The 19,616-nt window shown below is 57.7% G+C and carries 14 protein-coding genes and 1 tRNA gene; 9 read left to right on the forward strand and 6 right to left on the reverse strand.

The window, feature by feature from the left end:
* The first annotated feature begins 11 nt into the window (after positions 1–11).
* On the forward strand, positions 12–959 hold the full coding sequence (locus K3J57_RS00415; RefSeq protein ID WP_375542815.1) for an ABC transporter substrate-binding protein: 948 nt from the start codon (positions 12–14) through the stop codon (positions 957–959).
* A 1-nt stretch (position 960) separates the two neighbouring features.
* On the forward strand, positions 961–2,001 hold the full coding sequence (locus K3J57_RS00420) for a FecCD family ABC transporter permease (protein ID WP_259793214.1): 1,041 nt from the start codon (positions 961–963) through the stop codon (positions 1,999–2,001).
* 169 nt (positions 2,002–2,170) lie between these two features.
* On the opposite strand, the gene K3J57_RS00425 is transcribed toward K3J57_RS00420, so the two are convergent.
* Positions 2,171–2,247, reverse strand: a tRNA-Arg gene (locus K3J57_RS00425).
* Positions 2,248–2,497: 250 nt separating this feature from the next.
* Here K3J57_RS00425 and K3J57_RS00430 point away from each other — a divergent pair.
* From K3J57_RS00430 to K3J57_RS00445, 4 genes are all read left to right on the forward strand, one after another.
* On the forward strand, positions 2,498–5,206 hold the full coding sequence (locus K3J57_RS00430; protein WP_259796661.1) for an Ig-like domain-containing protein: 2,709 nt from the start codon (positions 2,498–2,500) through the stop codon (positions 5,204–5,206).
* Positions 5,207–5,347: 141 nt separating this feature from the next.
* Positions 5,348–6,613, forward strand: a complete 1,266-nt coding sequence (locus K3J57_RS00435) for a TolC family protein (protein ID WP_259793231.1) — start codon at positions 5,348–5,350, stop codon at positions 6,611–6,613.
* Entirely contained in the window at positions 6,610–9,090 is a 2,481-nt protein-coding gene (locus tag K3J57_RS00440) for an ATP-binding cassette domain-containing protein (RefSeq protein ID WP_259796662.1), read from the forward strand. The genes K3J57_RS00435 and K3J57_RS00440 overlap by 4 nt, the downstream gene beginning before the upstream one ends.
* Positions 9,090–10,259: a beta-barrel domain-containing protein gene (locus K3J57_RS00445; RefSeq protein WP_259796664.1), complete on the forward strand. Its 1,170-nt coding sequence runs from the start codon at positions 9,090–9,092 to the stop codon at positions 10,257–10,259. The genes K3J57_RS00440 and K3J57_RS00445 overlap by 1 nt, the downstream gene beginning before the upstream one ends.
* Before the next feature lie 205 nt (positions 10,260–10,464).
* Here the strand turns inward: K3J57_RS00445 and K3J57_RS00450 are convergent, their stop codons facing one another.
* Positions 10,465–11,553 carry a CaiB/BaiF CoA transferase family protein gene (locus K3J57_RS00450; RefSeq protein WP_259796667.1) on the reverse strand — a complete coding sequence of 363 codons (1,089 nt, stop codon included), beginning with the start codon at positions 11,551–11,553 and terminating at the stop codon, positions 10,465–10,467.
* A 164-nt stretch (positions 11,554–11,717) separates the two neighbouring features.
* Complete coding sequence (locus K3J57_RS00455; protein ID WP_259793272.1) at positions 11,718–12,875, reverse strand: acyl-CoA dehydrogenase family protein; 1,158 nt, start codon at positions 12,873–12,875, stop codon at positions 11,718–11,720.
* Between the two features lie 268 nt (positions 12,876–13,143).
* On the opposite strand from K3J57_RS00455, the gene K3J57_RS00460 reads away from it, so the two are divergent.
* Both K3J57_RS00460 and K3J57_RS00465 read left to right on the forward strand, forming a co-directional pair.
* Entirely contained in the window at positions 13,144–15,201 is a 2,058-nt protein-coding gene (locus K3J57_RS00460) for a YjbH domain-containing protein (RefSeq protein ID WP_259793275.1), read from the forward strand.
* Positions 15,198–15,923 (forward strand): YjbF family lipoprotein, encoded by a 726-nt coding sequence (locus K3J57_RS00465; protein ID WP_259785772.1) that lies wholly within the window; start codon positions 15,198–15,200, stop codon positions 15,921–15,923. Before K3J57_RS00460 ends, K3J57_RS00465 begins: the two co-directional genes overlap by 4 nt.
* 263 nt (positions 15,924–16,186) lie before the next feature.
* On the opposite strand, the gene K3J57_RS00470 is transcribed toward K3J57_RS00465, so the two are convergent.
* Both K3J57_RS00470 and K3J57_RS00475 read right to left on the reverse strand, forming a co-directional pair.
* Positions 16,187–16,384 carry a hypothetical protein gene (locus K3J57_RS00470; protein WP_173485985.1) on the reverse strand — a complete coding sequence of 66 codons (198 nt, stop codon included), beginning with the start codon at positions 16,382–16,384 and terminating at the stop codon, positions 16,187–16,189.
* A gap of 173 nt (positions 16,385–16,557) precedes the next feature.
* Entirely contained in the window at positions 16,558–17,169 is a 612-nt protein-coding gene (locus tag K3J57_RS00475; protein ID WP_259793285.1) for a CAP domain-containing protein, read from the reverse strand.
* A 278-nt stretch (positions 17,170–17,447) separates the two neighbouring features.
* On the opposite strand from K3J57_RS00475, the gene K3J57_RS00480 reads away from it, so the two are divergent.
* Positions 17,448–18,224, forward strand: coding sequence for a sugar transferase (locus K3J57_RS00480; RefSeq protein ID WP_259793286.1), 777 nt, complete (start codon positions 17,448–17,450; stop codon positions 18,222–18,224).
* A 41-nt stretch (positions 18,225–18,265) separates the two neighbouring features.
* Here K3J57_RS00480 and pncB read toward each other — a convergent pair whose 3' ends face one another.
* Positions 18,266–19,558, reverse strand: a complete 1,293-nt coding sequence (pncB, locus tag K3J57_RS00485) for a nicotinate phosphoribosyltransferase (RefSeq protein ID WP_259793287.1) — start codon at positions 19,556–19,558, stop codon at positions 18,266–18,268.
* Between the last annotated feature and the right edge of the window lie 58 nt (positions 19,559–19,616).

Raw genomic sequence — 19,616 nt, forward strand, 5'->3', positions numbered from 1 at the left:
GGAAGCCCCCTATGAAACTTTTCCAAACCCCACTCGTATCCGGCGTGTTGCTGGCTGTGATGACGACAACGGCCTTTGCGCAAACCACCGTGCAAAGCTGCAACCGTGAAGTGACCTTTGAAGAGCCGCCTAAGGCGGCAATCGCGCACGATGTAAACCTGACCGAGATGATGTTGGTCTTGGGTCTGGCCGACCGCATGGTGGGCTACACTGGTATCTCTGGCTGGAAAACGCTGGACGAGACGATGACAGCAGGCGTCGAAGAACTGCCCGAGCTGTCTGCGAAATACCCGAGCAAAGAGGTGTTGATCGGCGCGGATGCGGACTTTTTCTTTGCCGGTTGGAACTATGGCATGAAAGTCGGGGGGGACGTGACGCCCAAGACGCTCGACCAATTTGGCATCACAGTCTATGAGCTGACCGAAAGCTGCATCCATATCGGTGAAAAAGACGCCGCCAGCATGGATGACATGTATAATGATCTGCTGAATCTGGGCAAAATCTTTGGTGTTGAAAATAAGGCCAATGCACTGGTTGAAGGCTATCGCACTGATCTTGCTAACTTCACCGCCTCTCTGTCGCCGCTTGCCAAAGCCCCGCGCGTCTTCGTCTATGACAGCGGAGAGGATGTCCCGTTCACGGCAGGCCGCTATGCCATGCCAAACGCATTGATCGAGGCCGCCGGTGGCACCAACATCATGAACGACCTTGAGAAAAGCTGGGCCACCGTGGGCTGGGAAGCTGTGGTCGAACGCAACCCCGAAGTCATCGTGATTGTGAACTACGGAGAGGTGACAGCCGAAGAGAAACGCAACTTTATGATATCCAACCCGGCCTTCGCGGATCTGGATGCTGTGAAGAACGACCGTTTCGTAACGCTGGAATACGTCGAAGCCACACCAGGCCCGCGCAACATTCAGGCGGTGAAAACACTCGCTGCGGCTTTTCGGGATGAATAACATGTTTGCAAGGGCAGCAGACAGTCGCAGCACCAGTTTCCGTTTTGTGATTGGGGGCGGGGTCGTCCTGCTGCTCTTCTCTATATCGATTGCGATCAGCGTGGGCGCCATATCGGTGCCCCTGCCAACTGTCTGGGGCATTTTGGTTAACAAATTTGCCCCGGACACCATCACGCGAACTTGGTCCACCGGGCGCGAGGCCATCGTCTGGGACATTCGCTTTCCCCGTGCGCTTTTGGCGTGTTTCGTGGGGGCAGGACTGGCCATAGTCGGAGGTAGCCTTCAAGCGGTCACGCGTAACCCACTGGCCGATCCCCACTTGCTGGGTATTTCGGCAGGCGGTGCGTTTGGCGCCATATTGGCATTTTTACACACTGGCATGTTTCTTGGCCTTCTGACGGTGCCCTTATTTGCCTTCCTCGGTGCGCTAGGGGCGACGCTGTTGGTGTTGGGCGTGTCGCAGTTTGCCTCGGCCACTAGCGCTGATCGCCTGATCTTGGCTGGTGTGGCCGTGTCCTTCATCGTCATGTCCCTTGCCAATATCCTGATCTTTCTAGGCGATCCTCGTGCTACACATACAGTGGTCTTCTGGATGCTCGGTGGGTTGGGTCTGGCACAATGGAGCCAGCTGATATATCCGTTGGTGGTCTTGGTGCTGTGCGGCAGCTATCTTTGGTTGAACGCCCGCAATCTGAATGCCATGACCATCGGCGATGAAACCGCATCAACCCTAGGTATTCCCGTCACCCGTTTCCGGTTGATGATTTTCATGACAGGCGCATTGATCACTGGCGTGATGGTCGCTTTTTCTGGCATCATCGGCTTTGTCGGTCTGATGGTCCCGCATATCGTCCGCTTGCTGGTGGGAGGTGATTACGCCCGGGTTCTGCCCGCATCCGCGTTGTTTGGAGCAATCTATCTCCTTTGGTCTGACATCCTGGCACGCACAATCATGGCTCCTGACGACATACCAATTGGGATTGTGACCGGGTTGATTGGTGGTTTGTTCTTTATTTGGTTGTTGCGACAGCGCCGGGGTTGATCCCGGAATAGCTGCGTCAGCAAAAAGGCGGTTCTGTCCCGCATTGCGATGATCGGTGAACGGCATCTCGAACGGCAGGCTTTCGCAACCACTGGATGATTGGTGGTGCCGTAACGAACCATGAACGTCGCTGAAGGAAGAACTATGTGTCGTCTGACAATAGTTTTAATGGCGCTCTGGGGAGGATTCGAACCCCCGACCCCTTGATTCGTAGTCAAGTACTCTATCCAGCTGAGCTACCAGAGCGCGGTGAGGGGGATTTACTGAGTCTCGTCCGGGGGTGCAAGAGCGAAAACACAAAAAGTGGAGGTTTCTTCAAAAATATTTTCAGGGGATTGGACGGCAAGTGGGCCGCCAGGGGTGCGCCAGAGTGAGGATGTAAGGTTAGTGCTTTTTTGCAACATTAGTGTCGATGGGCCATATTTTGTGTTTTTCCCCGTCATCGAGACTAGGAATTATGGCAAAATTGCGGTAATTCACTCGACAGAGCAACAAAATGGCCAAGAAAAACCAAGGCCAACATATTGAGGTAGGCGGTAGCATGCAGGCGATCAACTTTATCGTCCGTGACCATACTGGTTTTGTCCAGCATGGCGCACTTATTGAATCCGGTATTTCCGACAAACTTGTTTTGGGTGACGATGGGGCTGTGTCCCTGAATATTCGTCGCTCGGATGTGCGTGAATATCTTCGCGCGGGCGAAAACCTGGAACTTTATCTTGCAGATGGGCGAAAAATCGTTCTGGAAGGCTTTTTTGCCGAGAACGGTGTGCAGGAAAATCGCCTGTATCTGAATGAAGACGGTGTGCTGATTGAAGCATCACTGGACGCCAGCGGACAGGTGACTTTTACCGAGGTGACCGCCTGGGGCAAGTGGAGTCATCTTGATGCGTTGATCTTCCCGGAAAGCCCGGTTGTGGCAGAGGCCGTGGTGGCGGCTGAAGGCGAAGAGGTTACGCAGGCAATTGGCCTTGGCCTTCTGGGCGCCGGTGGTGGTGCTGCTGCCGCTGGTCTCATTCCCGCAGCCGGGGCCCTGGCTGTTGGTGGGGCGGTGCTTGGCGGCGGTGGCGACGGTGATGGTGATGGCGATCAGGCCACCCAGGCGACTGTCGATGATCCGGAGGTGCCCGTCTCTGTGGGCGGCGATGACGGAGAGACTGTCACGATCACCGGAACCGGAGAGCCGGGTGCAACGGTAGAGGTGACAATTGGTGACCGGACCGTCACGACAACCGTAGGTGAGGACGGCACCTGGACTGCCGTGTTTGATGGCGACGATTTCCCGGATGATGGCGCCTATACGGTGACAGTGACAGTGACGGAGGAAGACGGAACCGTCCATACGCCGACCGGTCCGGAAGTGACGATTGATACCACGCCGCCTCTGGTTGATGTGACCCATGGCACCGTTTCAACCAATGTGGTTGTCAATGGTGAGGACCATTCTGATGGTGTTGAAATTTCGGGAACCGGAGAGCCGGGAGCCGCAATTGTCGTGGAAATTCAGGGGGTCATCCACTCCACCACTGTGAGTGAGGATGGCAGCTGGAGTGTTACGTTCTCGCCTGCTGAAATACCGGCCGGAGAGTATGAAACCGCCGTGGTGATCAGCTCAAGCGACAGTTTTGGCAACACAACCACGATCACCGACACCCTGTCGATTGATACCGCAACCAGCTTGACGCTGACCGAAAATGCAAAACTGGCGGACAATCTGAGCACATCCGCTGCGGATGCAAATGTCCTGACCCATCAGGAGCTGAGCGGGCCGGATGGCGGCCTGACCCTGACCGGTGTCGCGGAAGCCGGGGCGACAATTTCTGTAAAGCTGGGTGAGGTCACCCGAACCGTTGTCGCGGATAGTGACGGCAACTGGAGTGTGGATTTCAGCGCAACGCAGATCCCTTCCGGTCGTTACGAAACCACAATGACCATCACCTCGACCGATATTCATGGCAACACGACGTCGATGGATCAGACCATTCTGGTGGACACGTTTGTCGGAGATCTGGCCCTGGTCACGCCGGTGGCTGGCGATGATGTGATCAACGCGTCGGAAATGGCATCGGGCGCTGTGATCTCTGGTCAGGTTGAGGCCGGATCGACGGTCACGGTTGTGGTGGCGGGCGTGACCAAAACCGTCACAACGGATCCTGCTGGTGATGGCAGCTGGAGCGTCAGCTTCAGCGCCACTGACCTGCCTTCGGGCACCAGTGACCAGACCGTGCAGGTCAGCGCAACCGATATGTATGGCAACAGTCACACCCTGCCGGCCCATGGCATCCGGATCGACACTGAAGTGACCGATATGGATGTCACCAACGCGTATCTCGGCCAGGGCACGGGCGGCGAAGCGGTGGCGCTGGGCGGGGCTGACACCGTCAATGCCGAGGATTTGTCTGGCGGGATGACCTTCACCGGGACCACCGAAAAGGGGTCATCTGTCTGGGTGTCGCTGGATGCAACCAGCAACACCGATCCCGCCGCGACCTGGGTGCAGGCCAGTGTTGATCCTGTTACCGGGGAGTGGGAGGTGGACTTTGATGACAGCCAGCTGCCCTCGGGTGAAGGCAGTGCAACCATTACCGTGCGGGCCCAGGATCTGGCAGGCAATGTCGGCTATACCTCGGACAGCTTTGACTTTGACACCGTGGCCCCGGAGGCCCCGGACGCAAATGTCTATCAGAATGATGCCGATGGGTCGATCAGCGGCATCTATAATTTTGATGCCGATGTCACGCTCGAAATGCTCAATGCTGATGGGACGGTTGGTGCGACCCCGGGGTTTGAGCTGAACAACTTCTACCCGAGCGCCGGCCTGCCGGATGGGTCCCGCCTGGTCCTGACCGAAACCGATGCCGCACAGAACAGCACCTCGACGCTGATTGTCACCGACAATGGCGGGGCGCAGGTGGATCTGTCTGCATCGGGCCTGTCGGCGTATAATATTGAGGCGCTTGACCTTCTGGAAAGCCTTGAGGCCAATACGGTGACAATTTCTGAGGACCAGCTGCTGGCGCTGTCCAACAATTCCAACGCGCTCACCATCCACGGCGGCGTGCAGGATACGGTCATTGCCAATGGGGCGCAGGACACGGGGACGCAGGTGCAGATCGACGGGGCAGACTACAATGTCTACACCCTCGGGGATGCCGGTGGCACGCTGTATATTCAGGAAGATATCCACGTAAATACAGTGATTTGATACAAGTGAACGAAGGCCGCGGCGCCAAATGATCGCGGCCTCGATATAACAAACAAAAGACGAGGCAGAGCTTTGGTCTTCGTGCGGGACATAACACGCATTCCCTTGTTGGTCACTTTGGTGGCCAGCCTGAGCGGATGTATGGGGGATATCGGAGGGCGCTTCGGAGAGGGCGGTTTCCTGTCCGGCCCAACCGGTTCGGATGAGGTGACACGTTCGGCGCCACGCAGCTTTGCGCCTCTTCCCGGAAAAGCCCCCTCCGAAATCATTTCCAAACTTCAGTTTCGTCAAAGCCTTCTGAAGGTCGGGACCTCATATGATCAGGTGGCGCGCTCCGCGCTGGCCGCCTCTGCGCGTCCCGCCGAAGCCGAGCTGCGGGCCGCAAAACTGCGCGCACGTGCTGCGGACAAGAACTGGCTGCCCACACTGGGGCCGCGCGTTTCCCTGTCCAGCCTTGGTGACCTTGTGGCCAGCATCGTCGTGGATCAGGTGATTTTCGACAATGGACGCAAGAAAGCGGAACGGGAGTTTGCCCGGGCCGACGTCGAAGCGGCTGCGGTAAGCCTTTCCATCGACACCAATGACAGGGTCTCAACCGCGCTGGGGCTTTATCTCTCGGCACAGGCCGCGCAGGAAAAAGCGGCTGCCGCGGGTCGGGCCCTTGGGGCAATGCGTGAGTTTGACCGGATCATGACGGCCCGCGTGAAAGGCGGGGTGTCGGATATTTCGGACCAAAGTGTGATCCGGGCCAAGCTGAGTGAGCTTCAGTCGCTTTACGACAGCGAAACCCTGAATGCCAAAACCGCCATGGCGGAACTCAAGGCGATGTCCGCCGAGGACATCTCAGGCCTGCGTGGTATTGATCATCTGCCTGCCCCTCAAAACGGGTTGCAACCGCTGACCGTCCTGCTGGCCACAGCCGAACTGGATCGGGACGTGGCGCAGGCCAAGATTGACCGTGCAGGTCTGCTGCCCGGACTGGGGGCACAGGCCGTGGTCGCCGAAGAAAGCAGTGCCGGGCTGGTGATGACCTCAGATCAGGGGTTCGGATTTGGCACGCTGGACAATCTGGCAGCCGTGAAAGCCGCGCGGGAAGGGGCCGAACGCCGGATCCTGCAGGCGCAGGAAGACAGCCGCCGCCGTCAGGCCGCCCTTGGCCAGAAACTTGTGTCCCAGCAGGCCCGGGCTGCTCAGGCCAAGGATCTTGTTGGGCAGGCGCGGGCCAATACCCAATTGTTCCAACGCCAGTTTGATGCGGGGCAGCGCACCGTGATGGATGTTGTCGGCGTGGTTGAAAATCTCAATCGGCTGGAGCAGGAACAGGTCTCGGTGAGGTATGATATTGCCCGTACCGAAGTGGAAATTGCCCGCGAATTCGGGACTTTGGTTGACGGGGACGCGATATGAGCCAGCAGCGTGATGGCGGCGAAAACGGCAAAACGCCGACCCTGTCTCCCACCATCTCTGGCGCCAAGCGGAAAACCTCCGGTCGACCGGTTGAGAAAATTGCCCAGCCGGGACCGCGCCCAAAGCGCAAGGTGAAACACGTGGCGACCCCAACGCCGGGACAGGCGGATGCCGCCCCCCCCGTGTCAAAGGTGCCGGCCACAGGCCCCCGGCCCAGGGTGGCGCTGTCGAAAGGCAAAAAACCATTGGCGTTCCAGAGCGTGCCGACCAATTCCGGTCAGCCTGTTGACGGGGGAAATGGACCACAGATCAAGCCTGTGGCAACCCCGCCGCCCGCACAGCCTACACACCCGGTTCCCGCACGTGATGACCGGCTCAAGGCCCGCGCGGATCTTGCCTCTGTCTATGCGAGCCTTCTGGGGCGCAAGGCCGTTCAGCACGATCTGATTGAAGTGATGCAGTCTGCCCTTGCCAAAGGGTGCAAAGATGCAAGTTTCCCTTTGCTGCGGGAGGCCTTGTCAAGCCTTGGGTTGGAGGCTGAAATTGAACCGGGTCAAGCACTTGAGCCGGATAGATGGCCTGCGCTTGCCCTGATGACCAATGGCCAGGCTGTCATGGTGCTCTCGCAGGAAGGCGACCAGCTGCGTGTATATGAGGCGGGTGCAAATGGCGCTTCAATTGAGGTGGACCGCATGGAATTTTCCGCCGTGTTCACTGGCACGATTTTGCGGGCAGAAATACCGCTTTCCGACCTCGCCGCTCGCCATGCCCCGCGCCGGTTGCAGGACCATTGGTTCTGGGGGGAATTGCCCAAATTCAGACGCCATTTTGCCGATGTGGCGCTGGGGTCCTTTGTGGCCAATATGCTGGCCGTCGCGGTCGCGCTGTTTTCACTGCAGGTCTATGACCGTGTGATCCCGCACCAATCCACCGCCACGCTCTGGGTGCTGGCGGCGGGCGCTTTTGTTGCAATCCTGCTGGAGGCTGCGATCAAGGCAGCGCGGGCGCGCCTGATGGATGGGGCCGGGCGCAGGATTGAGCTGAATGTCCAGCGCCTGTTGATGGATCGCATTCTTGGAATGCGGTCGGACCGGCGTCCGACCTCGCCATCTTCGTTGTTTGCTACGATGCGGGAATTCGGATCCGTGCGCGAGTTTTTCACTGCGTCGTCGGTGGGGACACTCACCGATCTGCCATTCATCGTTTTGTTCCTTGTTCTGGTGGCGTCCATTGCTGGCAATGTGGTCTGGGTGCTGATCGCAGGTGGGATCTTGATGGTGCTGCCCGGGTTCTTTTTGCAAAAGCGGATGATTGCCATCTCGCAGGAGACGCAGGGGGCGTCGACCAAGGCGTCGCGCCTGTTGCATGAAGCGATTTACGAACTCGACACGCTCAAGACCCAGCGCGGTGAAGATCGGGTGCGGCGGCTGTGGACCGAGCTCAATATGCTGTCTGCGGTGAAAAACAGCGAACAGCGGAAACTGACCGCCTGGCTGACTTTCTGGTCGCAGGGGGTGCAGCAGGCCACCTATGTCTCCGCGGTCATTCTGGGCACCTACATGGTGTTCGCGGGGGAATTCACTGTGGGGTCGATTATTGCCGTGGGTATTCTGTCCGGCCGGACCCTTGCCCCCCTGACGCAGCTTTCGGGCACCTTGGCGCGCTGGTCCAATGTGAAATCCGCGCTTGATGGGTTGGATATGATTGCCGGGTCAGAGCAGGATGAAGCTGAAGGGCGGACCTATCTGCGACGGGAGACCCTGCGTGGTGGATACGAAATCCGAGAAATGCGCTTTGCCTATGATGAGGACACAGCGGGTATCGATGTGCCCGGACTGGCGGTTGAACCGGGGCAGAAAATTGCGGTTCTGGGAGCGAACGGATCTGGAAAATCCACCTTTCTCAAGGTGCTGGCCGGGCTTTACACCCCGACCACCGGTCGGGTGATGGTGGATGGTGTAGATATGTCCCAGATCGCGCCGCGCGATCTGCGCCGCTCCATCGGATATCTGGGGCAGGATGTGCGCCTGTTTGCAGGCACACTCCGGGACAACCTCAATCTCTCCATGCTGGAACGTGAAGATGATCGGTTATTGCAGGCCCTTGATTTCGCGGGGCTGGGGCCATTTGTGCGCGGTCATGCCAAGGGGTTGGATCTGGAAATTCGGGATATGGGAGAGGGGCTTTCGATCGGACAGCGCCAGTCGATCGGCTGGGCGCGGGTCTGGTTACAAGACCCGCAAATCGTGTTGCTGGATGAACCAACAGCGGCGCTTGACCAGATGCTGGAGCGCACCCTGATCAGCCGTTTGGAAACCTGGCTTGACGGGCGCACCGCCCTTATCGCGACGCATAGAATGCCGATCATGGCACTGACTGAGCGCACCTTGATCTTCCAAAATGGCCGCCTGACCGTGGACGGACCGCGAGATCAGGTGCTGGCTCATCTGAAATCGGCCGGGCAGGGGGCGGAGTGATGGCGTCACTGGATGCACAGTTTGAACAGGATCTGAAAGGTCCGTCGATGGTGATCTGGCTGTCTGCTTTTGCGGTGCTGGCGTTTATCCTCTGGGCCTCCCTGGCCTGGGTGGATGAGATCGTGCGCGGCCAGGGCACGGTGATTTCATCGTCCCGCCCGCAAATCATTCAGAACCTTGAAGGCGGGATCCTTGCCGAACTTTTGGTCAAGGAAGGGGATGTGGTTGAGCCGGGGGATGTGCTCGCGCGGCTTTATGGAACCGAGTTCCAAACCTCGGTGGATGATATCCTGGATCAGATTGCGGCGCTCGACATCCGTCGTCTGCGCCTTGAGGCCGAGTTGGCCGGGCAATTTGATGTGGTGGTGCCGGAGGAGCTTGCATCGCGCACGCCAGAGATCGTGGCATCCGAACGGGCTTTGCTTGCCGCACGACAAAGCGATTATGTCAGTCGCCGGGAAGGTGCCAAGAAGGTTCTGGCTGAGGCGGATCGTGAATTGAAAGTGATGGAGGACCTCTATCGCGAGAACATCGTTGCGCTGATTGAGGTGACCAAGGTGCGCAAGGCCCAGTCCGATGCGGAAAACCGCTACAATCAGGTGGTGACGCAGACGGAACTGGACCGCGCACAGGAATATTCCGACACGCTCAAGGAATTGGCGACGCTGCGGCAGAACCTCAAACTGTCGCAAGACCAGTTGAACCGGACAGTCCTGACCAGCCCGATGCGCGGGATCGTGAACAATCTGGGCGTGACCACCATTGGCGGGGTCGTGCGACCGGGGGAAGAGATTTTCCAGATTATCCCATTGGACGAAGATGTTTTTGTCGAGGCGCAGATCAAGCCGGAGAACATTGCCAATGTAAAACGGGGGCAGGAAGCGACAGTCAAGCTATCCGCTTATGATTACACGATTTACGGGAGCCTGAAGGGACGTGTCGACTTTATTTCCGCGGATACGTTTCAAGATGAACGTGACCCAAATGCGCAACCCCACTACCGGGTGAGTGTGCGTTTGGATCTGTCCGAACTGAGTGAGCGGCAAAAACAGATCGAAATGCGGCCCGGGATGATAGGGCAGGTGGAGTTGCACACTGGCGAAAAGACCATCCTGCAATATCTTCTGAAACCGCTATACAAATCGCGTGAGGCCTTCCGCGAGCCGTGACCGCCCCGCCTTCCGCGCCCCTGCGGGGGCTGTATCTTGGAGCGCGCCTCGCTTGGCGAAGGGGCTCTGCCCCTCGGCTTGCAGCCTCACCCCGGGATATTTTTGACCAGAAAATAAGAAGACAGGCAGAAGGGATGTCGAGAGGGCTGAGGGGCTTGAGCCAATTTGCCTTGTTTCGCTCCGACACAACGTGTCGCTATTCAGGTCAGGATTTCCAGCGAGCCAATACGCCCTCTACGGATTGTGGTGTCTTCTCTTCGCCAGGTTTCGCGTTGCCAGGGGTGGCCAGCAATTGTGGTGCCGCAGCGGGCTGGGCGATCCCTGAAATCTGGTCGAAGGTCCCGCGTGCCTTGTTGTGAGGATATGCGGGCGCTTCGGCCATCGACAGAACCGGCGCGGCGCAGGCGTCTGTTCCTTCCAGAAGGGCCGCCCATTCATCGCGGGATTTCTCGCGGAATTTGGCGGCGAAGGCAGCGCGCAACTGTGGCCACGCTTCGATATCCATTTGCGCGGGCAGGTCTGTCGCGTCCAACCCGATCCGCTCCAGCAGTTCGGCGTAGAACTTCGCCTCCAGGGCGCCCACTGACATGTGCCCACCACAAGCGCATTGATAAATCGTGTAAAAGGGGGCCCCGCCATCCAGAAGGTTCTGTTCTCGCTGATCTACCCACAGGTTGGCGCCATAAAGAGAGTAAGTCATTGCCATCAGATGCGCGGTGCCATCGGTAATTGCACAATCCACCACCTGCCCGCGGCCCGTGGTTTTAGCGGCATGAAGCGCGGCCAGCATTCCCGCCACGAGGTACATCGCACCCCCGCCGAAATCCCCCAGCAGGTTCAGCGGCGGCACCGGGTGATCTCCGCCGATTGCGTGAAGAGCGCCGGTGATCGAGATATAATTGATATCGTGCCCGGCCGCGTGGGCCAATGGTCCGGACTGTCCCCAGCCGGTCATGCGTCCGTAGACCAGTTGCGGGTTTTCAGAAAAGTCGTCCGGCCCGAGCCCGAGCCGCTCCATCACTCCGGGGCGCATTCCTTCTATCAGCATGTCCGCCCTGCCAATCAGGGCATGTGCCATTTCGCGATCCTTTTCCGACTTCAGGTCCAGCGCCACGAAACCGCGCCCCCGGTTCAGCACGTCAACTTTCTGCGGAATAAGAGGCTTCAGATTGGGCCGCTCGATGCGCACCACATCCGCCCCCATATCCGCCAACCACATGGCGGCGAAAGGAGTGGGGCCAAGCCCCTGGATCTCAACCACTTTCACCCCGGACAAGGGACCGTTTACCGTCATGTTCATCTCCTGGTCATGCTGCGGGTGCAAATATAGCAAAAGTCGAAAGGCTTACCGCATTTTTCTTGTCAGAAATATCCCGGGGTGAAGTCCCGCTCGCAGAGGGGGACGAGGGGCAGAGCCCCTTGCCCGGGTGCTTCGGGAAAGATGCGTGACTGCATGCCTCAGACATCAATCGAGCGCGCGATCAGTTCCTTCATGATTTCATTGGTCCCGCCATAAATCATCTGAACCCGGGCATCCGCATAGAGGCGCGCGATCGGGTATTCCATCATATAGCCGTAGCCACCAAACAGTTGCAGGCATTCATGCATGATTTCGTTTTGCACCTCGGTGCCCCAGTATTTCGCCATCGAGGCGGTTGGCGCGTCCAGAGTTCCATCTATCAGCCGCCCAATGCAGTCGTTGACAAAGGCGCGCAACACTTCCGCCTTGGTCTTGCATTCGGCAAGCTTGAACCGAGTGTTCTGAAAATCCATCACACGCTGCCCAAACGCCTTCCGCTCCTGCGTGTAGGCCACGGTCTGCTCGATCGCAAAATCAATCGCGCCAAGCGCCTGGATCGCAATCAGCAACCGTTCCCATGGGAGTTGTTTCATCAACTGGTAAAACCCCTGCCCTTCGTCGCTGCCCAAGAGATTGGTTAGGGGGACTTTCACATCCTGGTAAAAAAGCTCAGACGTGTCGTTCCCTTTCATGCCCAGCTTCTTGAGGTTCTTGCCCCGGGTGAACCCCTCACATTTGTCTGGTTCCACCACAATCAGGGAGATGCCTTTTGATCCGGCGTCGGGATCTGTTTTGCACACTGTAATGATCAGGTCGGCGGCCTGACCGTTGGTGATGAAGATTTTTGACCCGTTGATCCTGTATTGGTTGCCATCCTTTTCGGCCCGTGTGCGCACGGCCTGCAGATCAGAGCCGGTTGAGGGTTCGGTCATGGCAATTGCGCCGACAATTTCCCCAGAAGCAAGCCCCGGAAGCCAGCGGCTTTTCTGCTCATCGGTGCCGTAGGTGGTGATGTAATGCACCACAATGGACTGGATGCCGTAGCCCCAGCCGCAGTCTCCGGTGCGGGTCTGTTCATAGATTGTGATGGATTCGAACCCCATATCGCCGCCGGCGCCGCCATAGGCTTCGGGGATCGCACCAGCCATGATGCCGTTCTCCCCCGCTTTGCGCCAGAACGAGCGGTCGACAATCCCGTTTTCTGTCCAGCGTTCGATATTGGGGGCAAGTTCTTCGTTGAAGAAGCGGTTGGCCATGTCCGCATACATATGGTGCTCGTCGCTGGCCCAAGCGGTGGAAGGGGTGAGGAGGGACATCGTGCGCTCTCTGTTGCTGTCAGTTTTTTCAAGCCTAACGCAGACCCGGCGCCCCCGGCTTTTATAACGTGACGTTACAATTCCCCACCCGACGTCGGGGAAGCCGGGGATGCATACGGTGTAATTGGGCGACAATCGGCTGGGAAATGAAGATTTGGCGGCTTTGGGGATGTGAATTGTGATCCGATCAAGTATGGAAGGGGAAATGTTGTCAAAATGGATTGGGTAAATGCGGGGGCGTATTACAACTTCCTTGGTCGCGGGTGTATTGACCACACTTCTGCCAGTGTCAGCCGGGGCTGAAGTGGGCACGGTTTCAACCTCTTACAACCTGTCCGGCACGCCGGGTCTGGTGGATATGCCCACCGCCGAAGTGGCGCCGGATAGTGAGTTTTCTCTGTTTTTTAGCACGTTCGGGACTCATTTCCGAGGTGGCATCGCTTTTCAGGTCACGCCACGCCTGTCCGCAGTTTTTCGGTATACGAAGCTGGGGGACTATGGGGGCAGACCCGGTGAAAATGACTATTTCGACCGCAGCTTCGATCTGCGGTATCGGCTGTTGAATGAAAGCCAATACCTGCCCGCCGTGTCGATTGGCCTGAATGACTTTATCGGAACCGGGCTTTATTCGAGCGAATATGTGGTTGCCACCAAATCCTTCATGGATGATCGCCTGCGTGTGACAGGCGGTGTGGGCTGGGGACGTTTGGCCGGGCGCAACACGATCGGATCGCTTTTTGGTGACCGTCCTCCGCTTGATTTCGGGCTTGGCGGAAATCTCAGCTCCAACCAGTGGTTCCGGGGAGAGATGTCCCCGTTTGGCGGGGTGTCCTACAAGGTCAATGACAAGTTGACCTTCAAGGCGGAATACTCGCCCGATACCTATGCGCGGGAAACTGAGCGTGGGATTGTCGACCAGAAGACACCGCTCAATTTCATGTTGGACTACAACTGGTCCCCCACCACCAATCTCAGCCTGTTCTACCTGCACGGGGATATGATCGGCGGCCAGTTCAGTTTCAATTTCAACCCGCGCCGACCGGCTGCGCGCAGTGGCAACGAAACGGCGCCCCTGCCTGTCAAACCACGCGGGGCCAGTGGCTGGGACCAGCAATGGATCACCGATCCAAGTGCCCGGCCCGATCTGCAGAAAGTTGTGTCGAAGGCGCTGAAGAAAGACGGTCAGCGACTGCAGGCGATGGCGCTTTCGGCGACCGAGGTCGAGGTGCAGCTGCAAAACCTGCGCTACCATTCTCCGGCTCAGGCGGTGGGACGGGCGGCACGCCTTCTGACCCGCGCCATGCCAGCCTCGGTTGAGACATTCCGTATCACATTGGTGGATAATGGTGTGGCGCTGTCGACCGTGGCGTTGAAACGATCAGATGTCGAGGCGCTGGAGCATAGCTCTTCGGCGGCTATTTTTGATCGCGCGGAAATTACCGAGGCGCGCGGGCGTCCAGATATGGTGCCGACCCCTGGGATTTATCCGCATTTCACCTGGGGCATCACGCCCTATGCCGAGCTGAGCATTTTTGACCCCGACAATCCGGTGCGTGCAGAGTTTGGCCTGAAGGCGAATGCGAAATATCAGGTCACTCCGGGCTTTGTCCTGTCTGGTGCGGTGACGAAAGCGGTCTGGGGCAATATCGGCCGCGAGGATTTGGCGCCGTCCAATCTGCCCCGTGTGCGATCAGACGCAACCATCTATGCGCGCGAAGGTGACCCAGCCATCGAGCACCTGACCGCAGCCTGGTATGCGCGACCGGGGGAGAACCTGTATGGCCGGGTTACAGTGGGCTATCTGGAAAAAATGTTCGGCGGGGTCTCGGCCGAACTGTTGTGGAAGCCGATGGACAGTTCGCTTGCCCTAGGGGCAGAACTGAACTGGGTGCAGAAGCGAGATTATGACCTTTTGCTGGGGTTCCAGGATTACTCTACTGCGACAGGTCACGTGTCCGCCTATTACGATTTCGGAAACGGGTTTGACGCCAAGATCCATGCCGGGCGCTATCTGGCTGGCGACTGGGGCGGCACCCTTGCGGTGGACCGTGTGTTTGACAATGGCTGGCGTGTTGGCGGCTATGCCACTTTCACATCCGCTTCTGCCGAGGATTTCGGCGAGGGATCTTTTGATAAGGGGATCCGCTTTACCGTGCCGCTGGAATGGGCGCTGGGCCAACCTTCGCGCGGCAGTTCAGTGACCGATATCCGCTCGCTGGCACGCGATGGTGGGGTGCGCCTGAACGTGGAAGGGCGCTTGTATGACTGGGTGAAAGAAGGTCACGGCAATGCCCTGGCCGGGCGTTGGGGGAAATTCTGGCGATGACGAAGACACGGAAAATCAACCGCGCGAGATCAGCTTTTGCGGTGGCGGCTGTTGCTGTGCTGGGCCTGTCGGCATGTGGATCGGACAAGTCGGTCACCCAGGTGCCCCGGATCGCGGCGGAATACACCAAATCTATCGGTGTTGCAATCAAAGGGAAATTGGGTGGCAAGACGCCCCAGGCGGCACCCGCCCCCAAGCTGGATCATCAGGCGCTGATCAATGCGGCGTTGAAAGCCACGCCCGGTCCCATTGCCTTTGTGACCCGCAAATCGGGAGCGATCGCAGCGATGAGCCCGGTTCAGTCGAATGCAGGCGCGGACACCTGGATGAGTGCGGGGAAGCTGGCGGTTGTGTTCAAAGACGGGATGATCATCGGCACCCGTGGGTTTGGCGATGATCTGATGGCGTCTGATCTGGGGCGTGCACGCTCTGCGATCAAGGCGCGCGGGCAAGCTCGTTACAGTCGGACCTATGAGCATCTGAACGGTTTGGGTCAGACAACGCGTTTCAAGGCCCAATGTGATCTGTCGGTCGAGAAACACATGCGCGTTGCAGTCGGTGAAATTGATCGCAACACAACCTTGATGAAAGAGCAGTGCCGCTATTCGGGCGGGTTGTCGTTTGACAACCGCTATTGGGTCGATGCCGCCGGTCGCATCGTGCAATCCCATCAGTGGATCAGCCAGGGCGCAGGGCATCTGTTGGTGCAGCCCTTGCGGTGAGACCGCGACAGAGCAAGCTTTGATTTGAATGGTCCCTTCGGGGGCCATTTTTTTTTGGGGGCTGCCTGGCCCAGATGGCCTTTAAAGCGTTTCGGGATAAACTTGAGGCACATGTTTATTCCGAAACGCCCACGACATTGATATCTCTTGCAGCGTTTCGGTTTTGCTCTGTATCAGGTTAAAACCGAAACGCTTTAGGCACAAAAAAACGACGAGCCGCAGGGCTCGTCGTTTCTGATCATCCAGAGAACTGGAAAATCTTATCAGCTGTCCGAAGCAACTGCGATGATACCGGCCAGCAGGGCCAGACCCAGCAGAGCGCCGGTGGTGCCGTTCAGCGAAGAACCAGCTTCTTCAACAACAACCAGTTCCGGCTCAACAACGGTGTTTTCCAGGTTACCAGCAACCAGCGGGGTTGCGGCGATCAGGCCAGCAGCGGCCAGAGCGATCACTTTTTTCATGAGTATTACTCCATAAGTTAATTACAAGGGCCGCGCCAACCAGACGCGCCTTCCAGAGTTTTCTTGCATAGAACAAAATGGTTTGGAAGGTTGTTTTTGGCTAAGAGCGGAAGCTGGCCGTATCAGAGGCCGGATGTGGCAGGTTTGCAATAAAAATGCGCCAAATCAGGGGGTCAACCGGCAAAAATCTGCGTCAAGTAGACTTTTCCGCAGCGCGCAGCCTTCAAGTCGACGCCCGATCCATTGCCCACCATATGGGCTTTGCGCATCAACAGATTCTTGCGATGTTTGGATGATGCCATCCAGCTTTCCACGGCAAGTTTGGCCAAAGAGGCATAGCTGTGGCGCGGGACCGGGGTGCCATCCATATAGGCAATGCGGCACTTGCTCAGGTCAATATCCCGGGTCATCACCCCGTCTATGCGATACAGGCTGAACAGGCCGATATTCTCAGCACCGGTTTTGAAGCGAACACCAGAGCCCTTCAGCCGAGCCATCAGTGTTGTGCGTCCCTTGTGGGTCAGTTTGCGTGACTTTGCCATCCATTTGCTGTGGGCCACGGCCTGTTTGGACATGCCGCTGACACCTTTCAGGGGCGGTAGGCCGTTTTTGCAACGCGCATAGTTTGATTGCGCGATCACGGCAGCATTCAGCAAAGCCCGGTTGATATTCTTCGCCGGAAGCGGGGCATTTGCACCGGAAACCTGCTGCAGACGGCATCCGGCCTCGGCTGACACTGCTGCACTGGTCAGCAGCGCAATGGCAAGAAAAGTGGATTTCAACATGGGTCACCTGTCTCATGTGTGTGTCACGTTTCGCAAGGAATCATATGAAAGGGGCATTCCTGTGGCGAAAATTTGCGGATCCACCGGTTTCCCCCAGAACGGGAGAAACTCACCTCGAATTGTTTGAAATCATCAACTATTGAGGGAGAACGGCAGATTTCCGCCGCTTTTTTACAGGGAAAATGTAGCTAAATCCTTGAGAAGAAGCTACAACCCTAAAGGTAGTCATTTCTCGTGATATGCTCCCCTCGACCGTGGGAAGCGCAGGATTTATACGCATGACCAAGTTGCAGCCAAAAGAGTTCAGCGGAAAAGCGCGGCTTGTTCTCAGGGCTGAAGGGGAAACCCTGACCGGGGTCAGTGGCGAGAGGAACAGACAACTGACGACAAAGCGGATATTTGATCTGGCTCTGGCCTGTCTGTTGTCGGTGCTTATCGCGCCGATGCTGATCGTGCTTTATGTCCTTGCGGTTCACTATGACGGGCACCCGTTTTTATACCGGTCGGTGCGCATGAAATCGCCGCGCCGCAAATTTCGCCTCTATAAGATTCGCACCATGTCAGTTGTGCATGAGCGCAACAACAAGGGGGTGACGGGCGGGCATAAATCCAGCCGGATTACAAAAATTGGTCACATCCTGCGCAAATTCCGCCTGGATGAACTGCCGCAGGTGATCAATGTGATCAAGGGGGATATCAGTTTCGTTGGTCCGCGCCCGCCGGAACCGCGCTATGTGCGGGCATGTCCCGACCTTTATGCGCAGGTTTTGCAGGATCGCCCCGGCATCACCGGGCTGGCGTCCGTGGTGATCCATCGGCATGAAGAATGGTTGCTGACACAATGTTCCTGCCCGCAGGAGACAGAAGAGGTCTATCTGCGCCGTTCCGTGCCTCGAAAAGCCCGAATAGATCTTTTGTATCAGAAACATAAGTCGATCCGTCTTGATCTTTACATTCTGTATCTGACCGCTGCCATGTTCCTTCCGCTGCCCGGCCGGCGCGCGCGTCGGGTGTATCGCCGGATGCAGTGGAAACCACATCAGAACTCGTATTAAAGCGTTTTAGAATTGGCGGCCCCGATGAGGGGCAAAATGTTTCAGACCTCAACCGCCTGTGCGGCTTGGTGCCCCACGCCAAACACCCGTTTGTAGCGGGCGATTTCCGCCTCCGGCCCCATCGCCTTATTCGGGTTGTCCGAAAGTTTGACCGTCGGGCGCCCATTGGCAGACACGGCCTTGCAGACCAGGGAAAATGGCGCCAGCGCATCGTCCGGGACCAGCCCGCGGAAGTCATTTGTCAACAGGGTGCCCCAACCGAAGCTGAGCTTTACACGGCCTCGGAACTGTTGATGCAGCTCCATGATCTTTGCGCTGTCCAGCCCGTCCGAGAAGATCACCATTTTCTCGCGTGGATCCTCACCGCGTGAGGTCCACCAGTCGATTGCAATCTCTGCCCCTGCCGCGGGATCGCCGCTGTCGATGCGAATCCCTGTCCATCCGGCCAGCCAATCCGGTGCGTGGTCCAGAAAACCCTGGGTGCCGTAAGTGTCGGGCAGAATGATACGCAGATTGCCGTCATGCTCCTCCTGCCAGTCGGCGAGGACATCATAAGGCGCCTGCCGCAATGTAGTGTCGTCCTCTGCCAGTGCCGCATATACCATCGGGAGCTCATGGGCATTTGTGCCGATCGCCTCGATGTCGCGCTTCATGGCAATCCGACAATTTGACGTGCCGACAAAACTGTCGCCCAGCCCTTCGATCATCGCCTGCACACACCAGTCCTGCCACAGAAAGGAATGGCGGCGACGGGTGCCGAAATCTGCCAGTTTCAATCCGTCAAGCTGTCGTATCTGTTCGATTTTTTCCCATATGCGGGTCATTGCGCGGGCATAAAGAACCTGCAGCTCAAACTTGCCCATTCCGCCCAGAACCGCGCGTCCCCGCAACTCCATCAAAACAGCGAGCGCTGGAATTTCCCACATCATTACCTCGGGCCAGCTGCCCTCAAAGGTCAGTTCATACTGATCGCCAACCCGTTCCAGATGATAGGCAGGCAGGCGCAGGTTCTCGAACCATTCCATGAAATCCGGGCGGAACATCTGGCGTTTGCCATAAAACGTGTTGCCGCGCAGCCAGGTGCTTTCGCCACGTGAGAGGCTGAGTGAGCGGATATGGTCCAGCTGCTCACGCAGCTCCCCTTCGTCGATCAGTCGGGCCAGGGGCACATGGATCGAGCGGTTGATCAGGCTGAACTCGACCCGCGTGTCACGCTTGTTGCGAAACACCGACTGGCACATCAACAGCTTGTAGAAATCCGTGTCGATCAACGACCGGACAATCGGATCGACCTTGAAGCTGTGATTGTAGACGCGGGTGGCAATATCGACCATGGGTCCATCCAGTAAGTTTTGATCAGATTAAACCGGCATCTGACAGAAGGGAAAGGGG

It is taken from the genome of Aliiroseovarius crassostreae (assembly GCF_025137635.1).
GTDB lineage: Bacteria > Pseudomonadota > Alphaproteobacteria > Rhodobacterales > Rhodobacteraceae > Aliiroseovarius > Aliiroseovarius crassostreae.

Coding starts and splice junctions, on each gene's coding strand:
- K3J57_RS00415 (WP_375542815.1), top strand. CDS start 12: ATGAAACTTTTCCAAACCCCACTCGTATCCGGCGTGTTGCTGGCTGTG.
- K3J57_RS00420 (WP_259793214.1), top strand. CDS start 961: ATGTTTGCAAGGGCAGCAGACAGTCGCAGCACCAGTTTCCGTTTTGTG.
- K3J57_RS00430 (WP_259796661.1), top strand. CDS start 2,498: ATGGCCAAGAAAAACCAAGGCCAACATATTGAGGTAGGCGGTAGCATG.
- K3J57_RS00435 (WP_259793231.1), top strand. CDS start 5,348: ATGGGGGATATCGGAGGGCGCTTCGGAGAGGGCGGTTTCCTGTCCGGC.
- K3J57_RS00440 (WP_259796662.1), top strand. CDS start 6,610: ATGAGCCAGCAGCGTGATGGCGGCGAAAACGGCAAAACGCCGACCCTG.
- K3J57_RS00445 (WP_259796664.1), top strand. CDS start 9,090: ATGGCGTCACTGGATGCACAGTTTGAACAGGATCTGAAAGGTCCGTCG.
- K3J57_RS00450 (WP_259796667.1), bottom strand. CDS start 11,553: ATGACGGTAAACGGTCCCTTGTCCGGGGTGAAAGTGGTTGAGATCCAG.
- K3J57_RS00455 (WP_259793272.1), bottom strand. CDS start 12,875: ATGTCCCTCCTCACCCCTTCCACCGCTTGGGCCAGCGACGAGCACCAT.
- K3J57_RS00465 (WP_259785772.1), top strand. CDS start 15,198: ATGACGAAGACACGGAAAATCAACCGCGCGAGATCAGCTTTTGCGGTG.
- K3J57_RS00470 (WP_173485985.1), bottom strand. CDS start 16,384: ATGAAAAAAGTGATCGCTCTGGCCGCTGCTGGCCTGATCGCCGCAACC.
- K3J57_RS00475 (WP_259793285.1), bottom strand. CDS start 17,169: ATGTTGAAATCCACTTTTCTTGCCATTGCGCTGCTGACCAGTGCAGCA.
- K3J57_RS00480 (WP_259793286.1), top strand. CDS start 17,448: ATGACCAAGTTGCAGCCAAAAGAGTTCAGCGGAAAAGCGCGGCTTGTT.
- pncB (WP_259793287.1), bottom strand. CDS start 19,558: ATGGTCGATATTGCCACCCGCGTCTACAATCACAGCTTCAAGGTCGAT.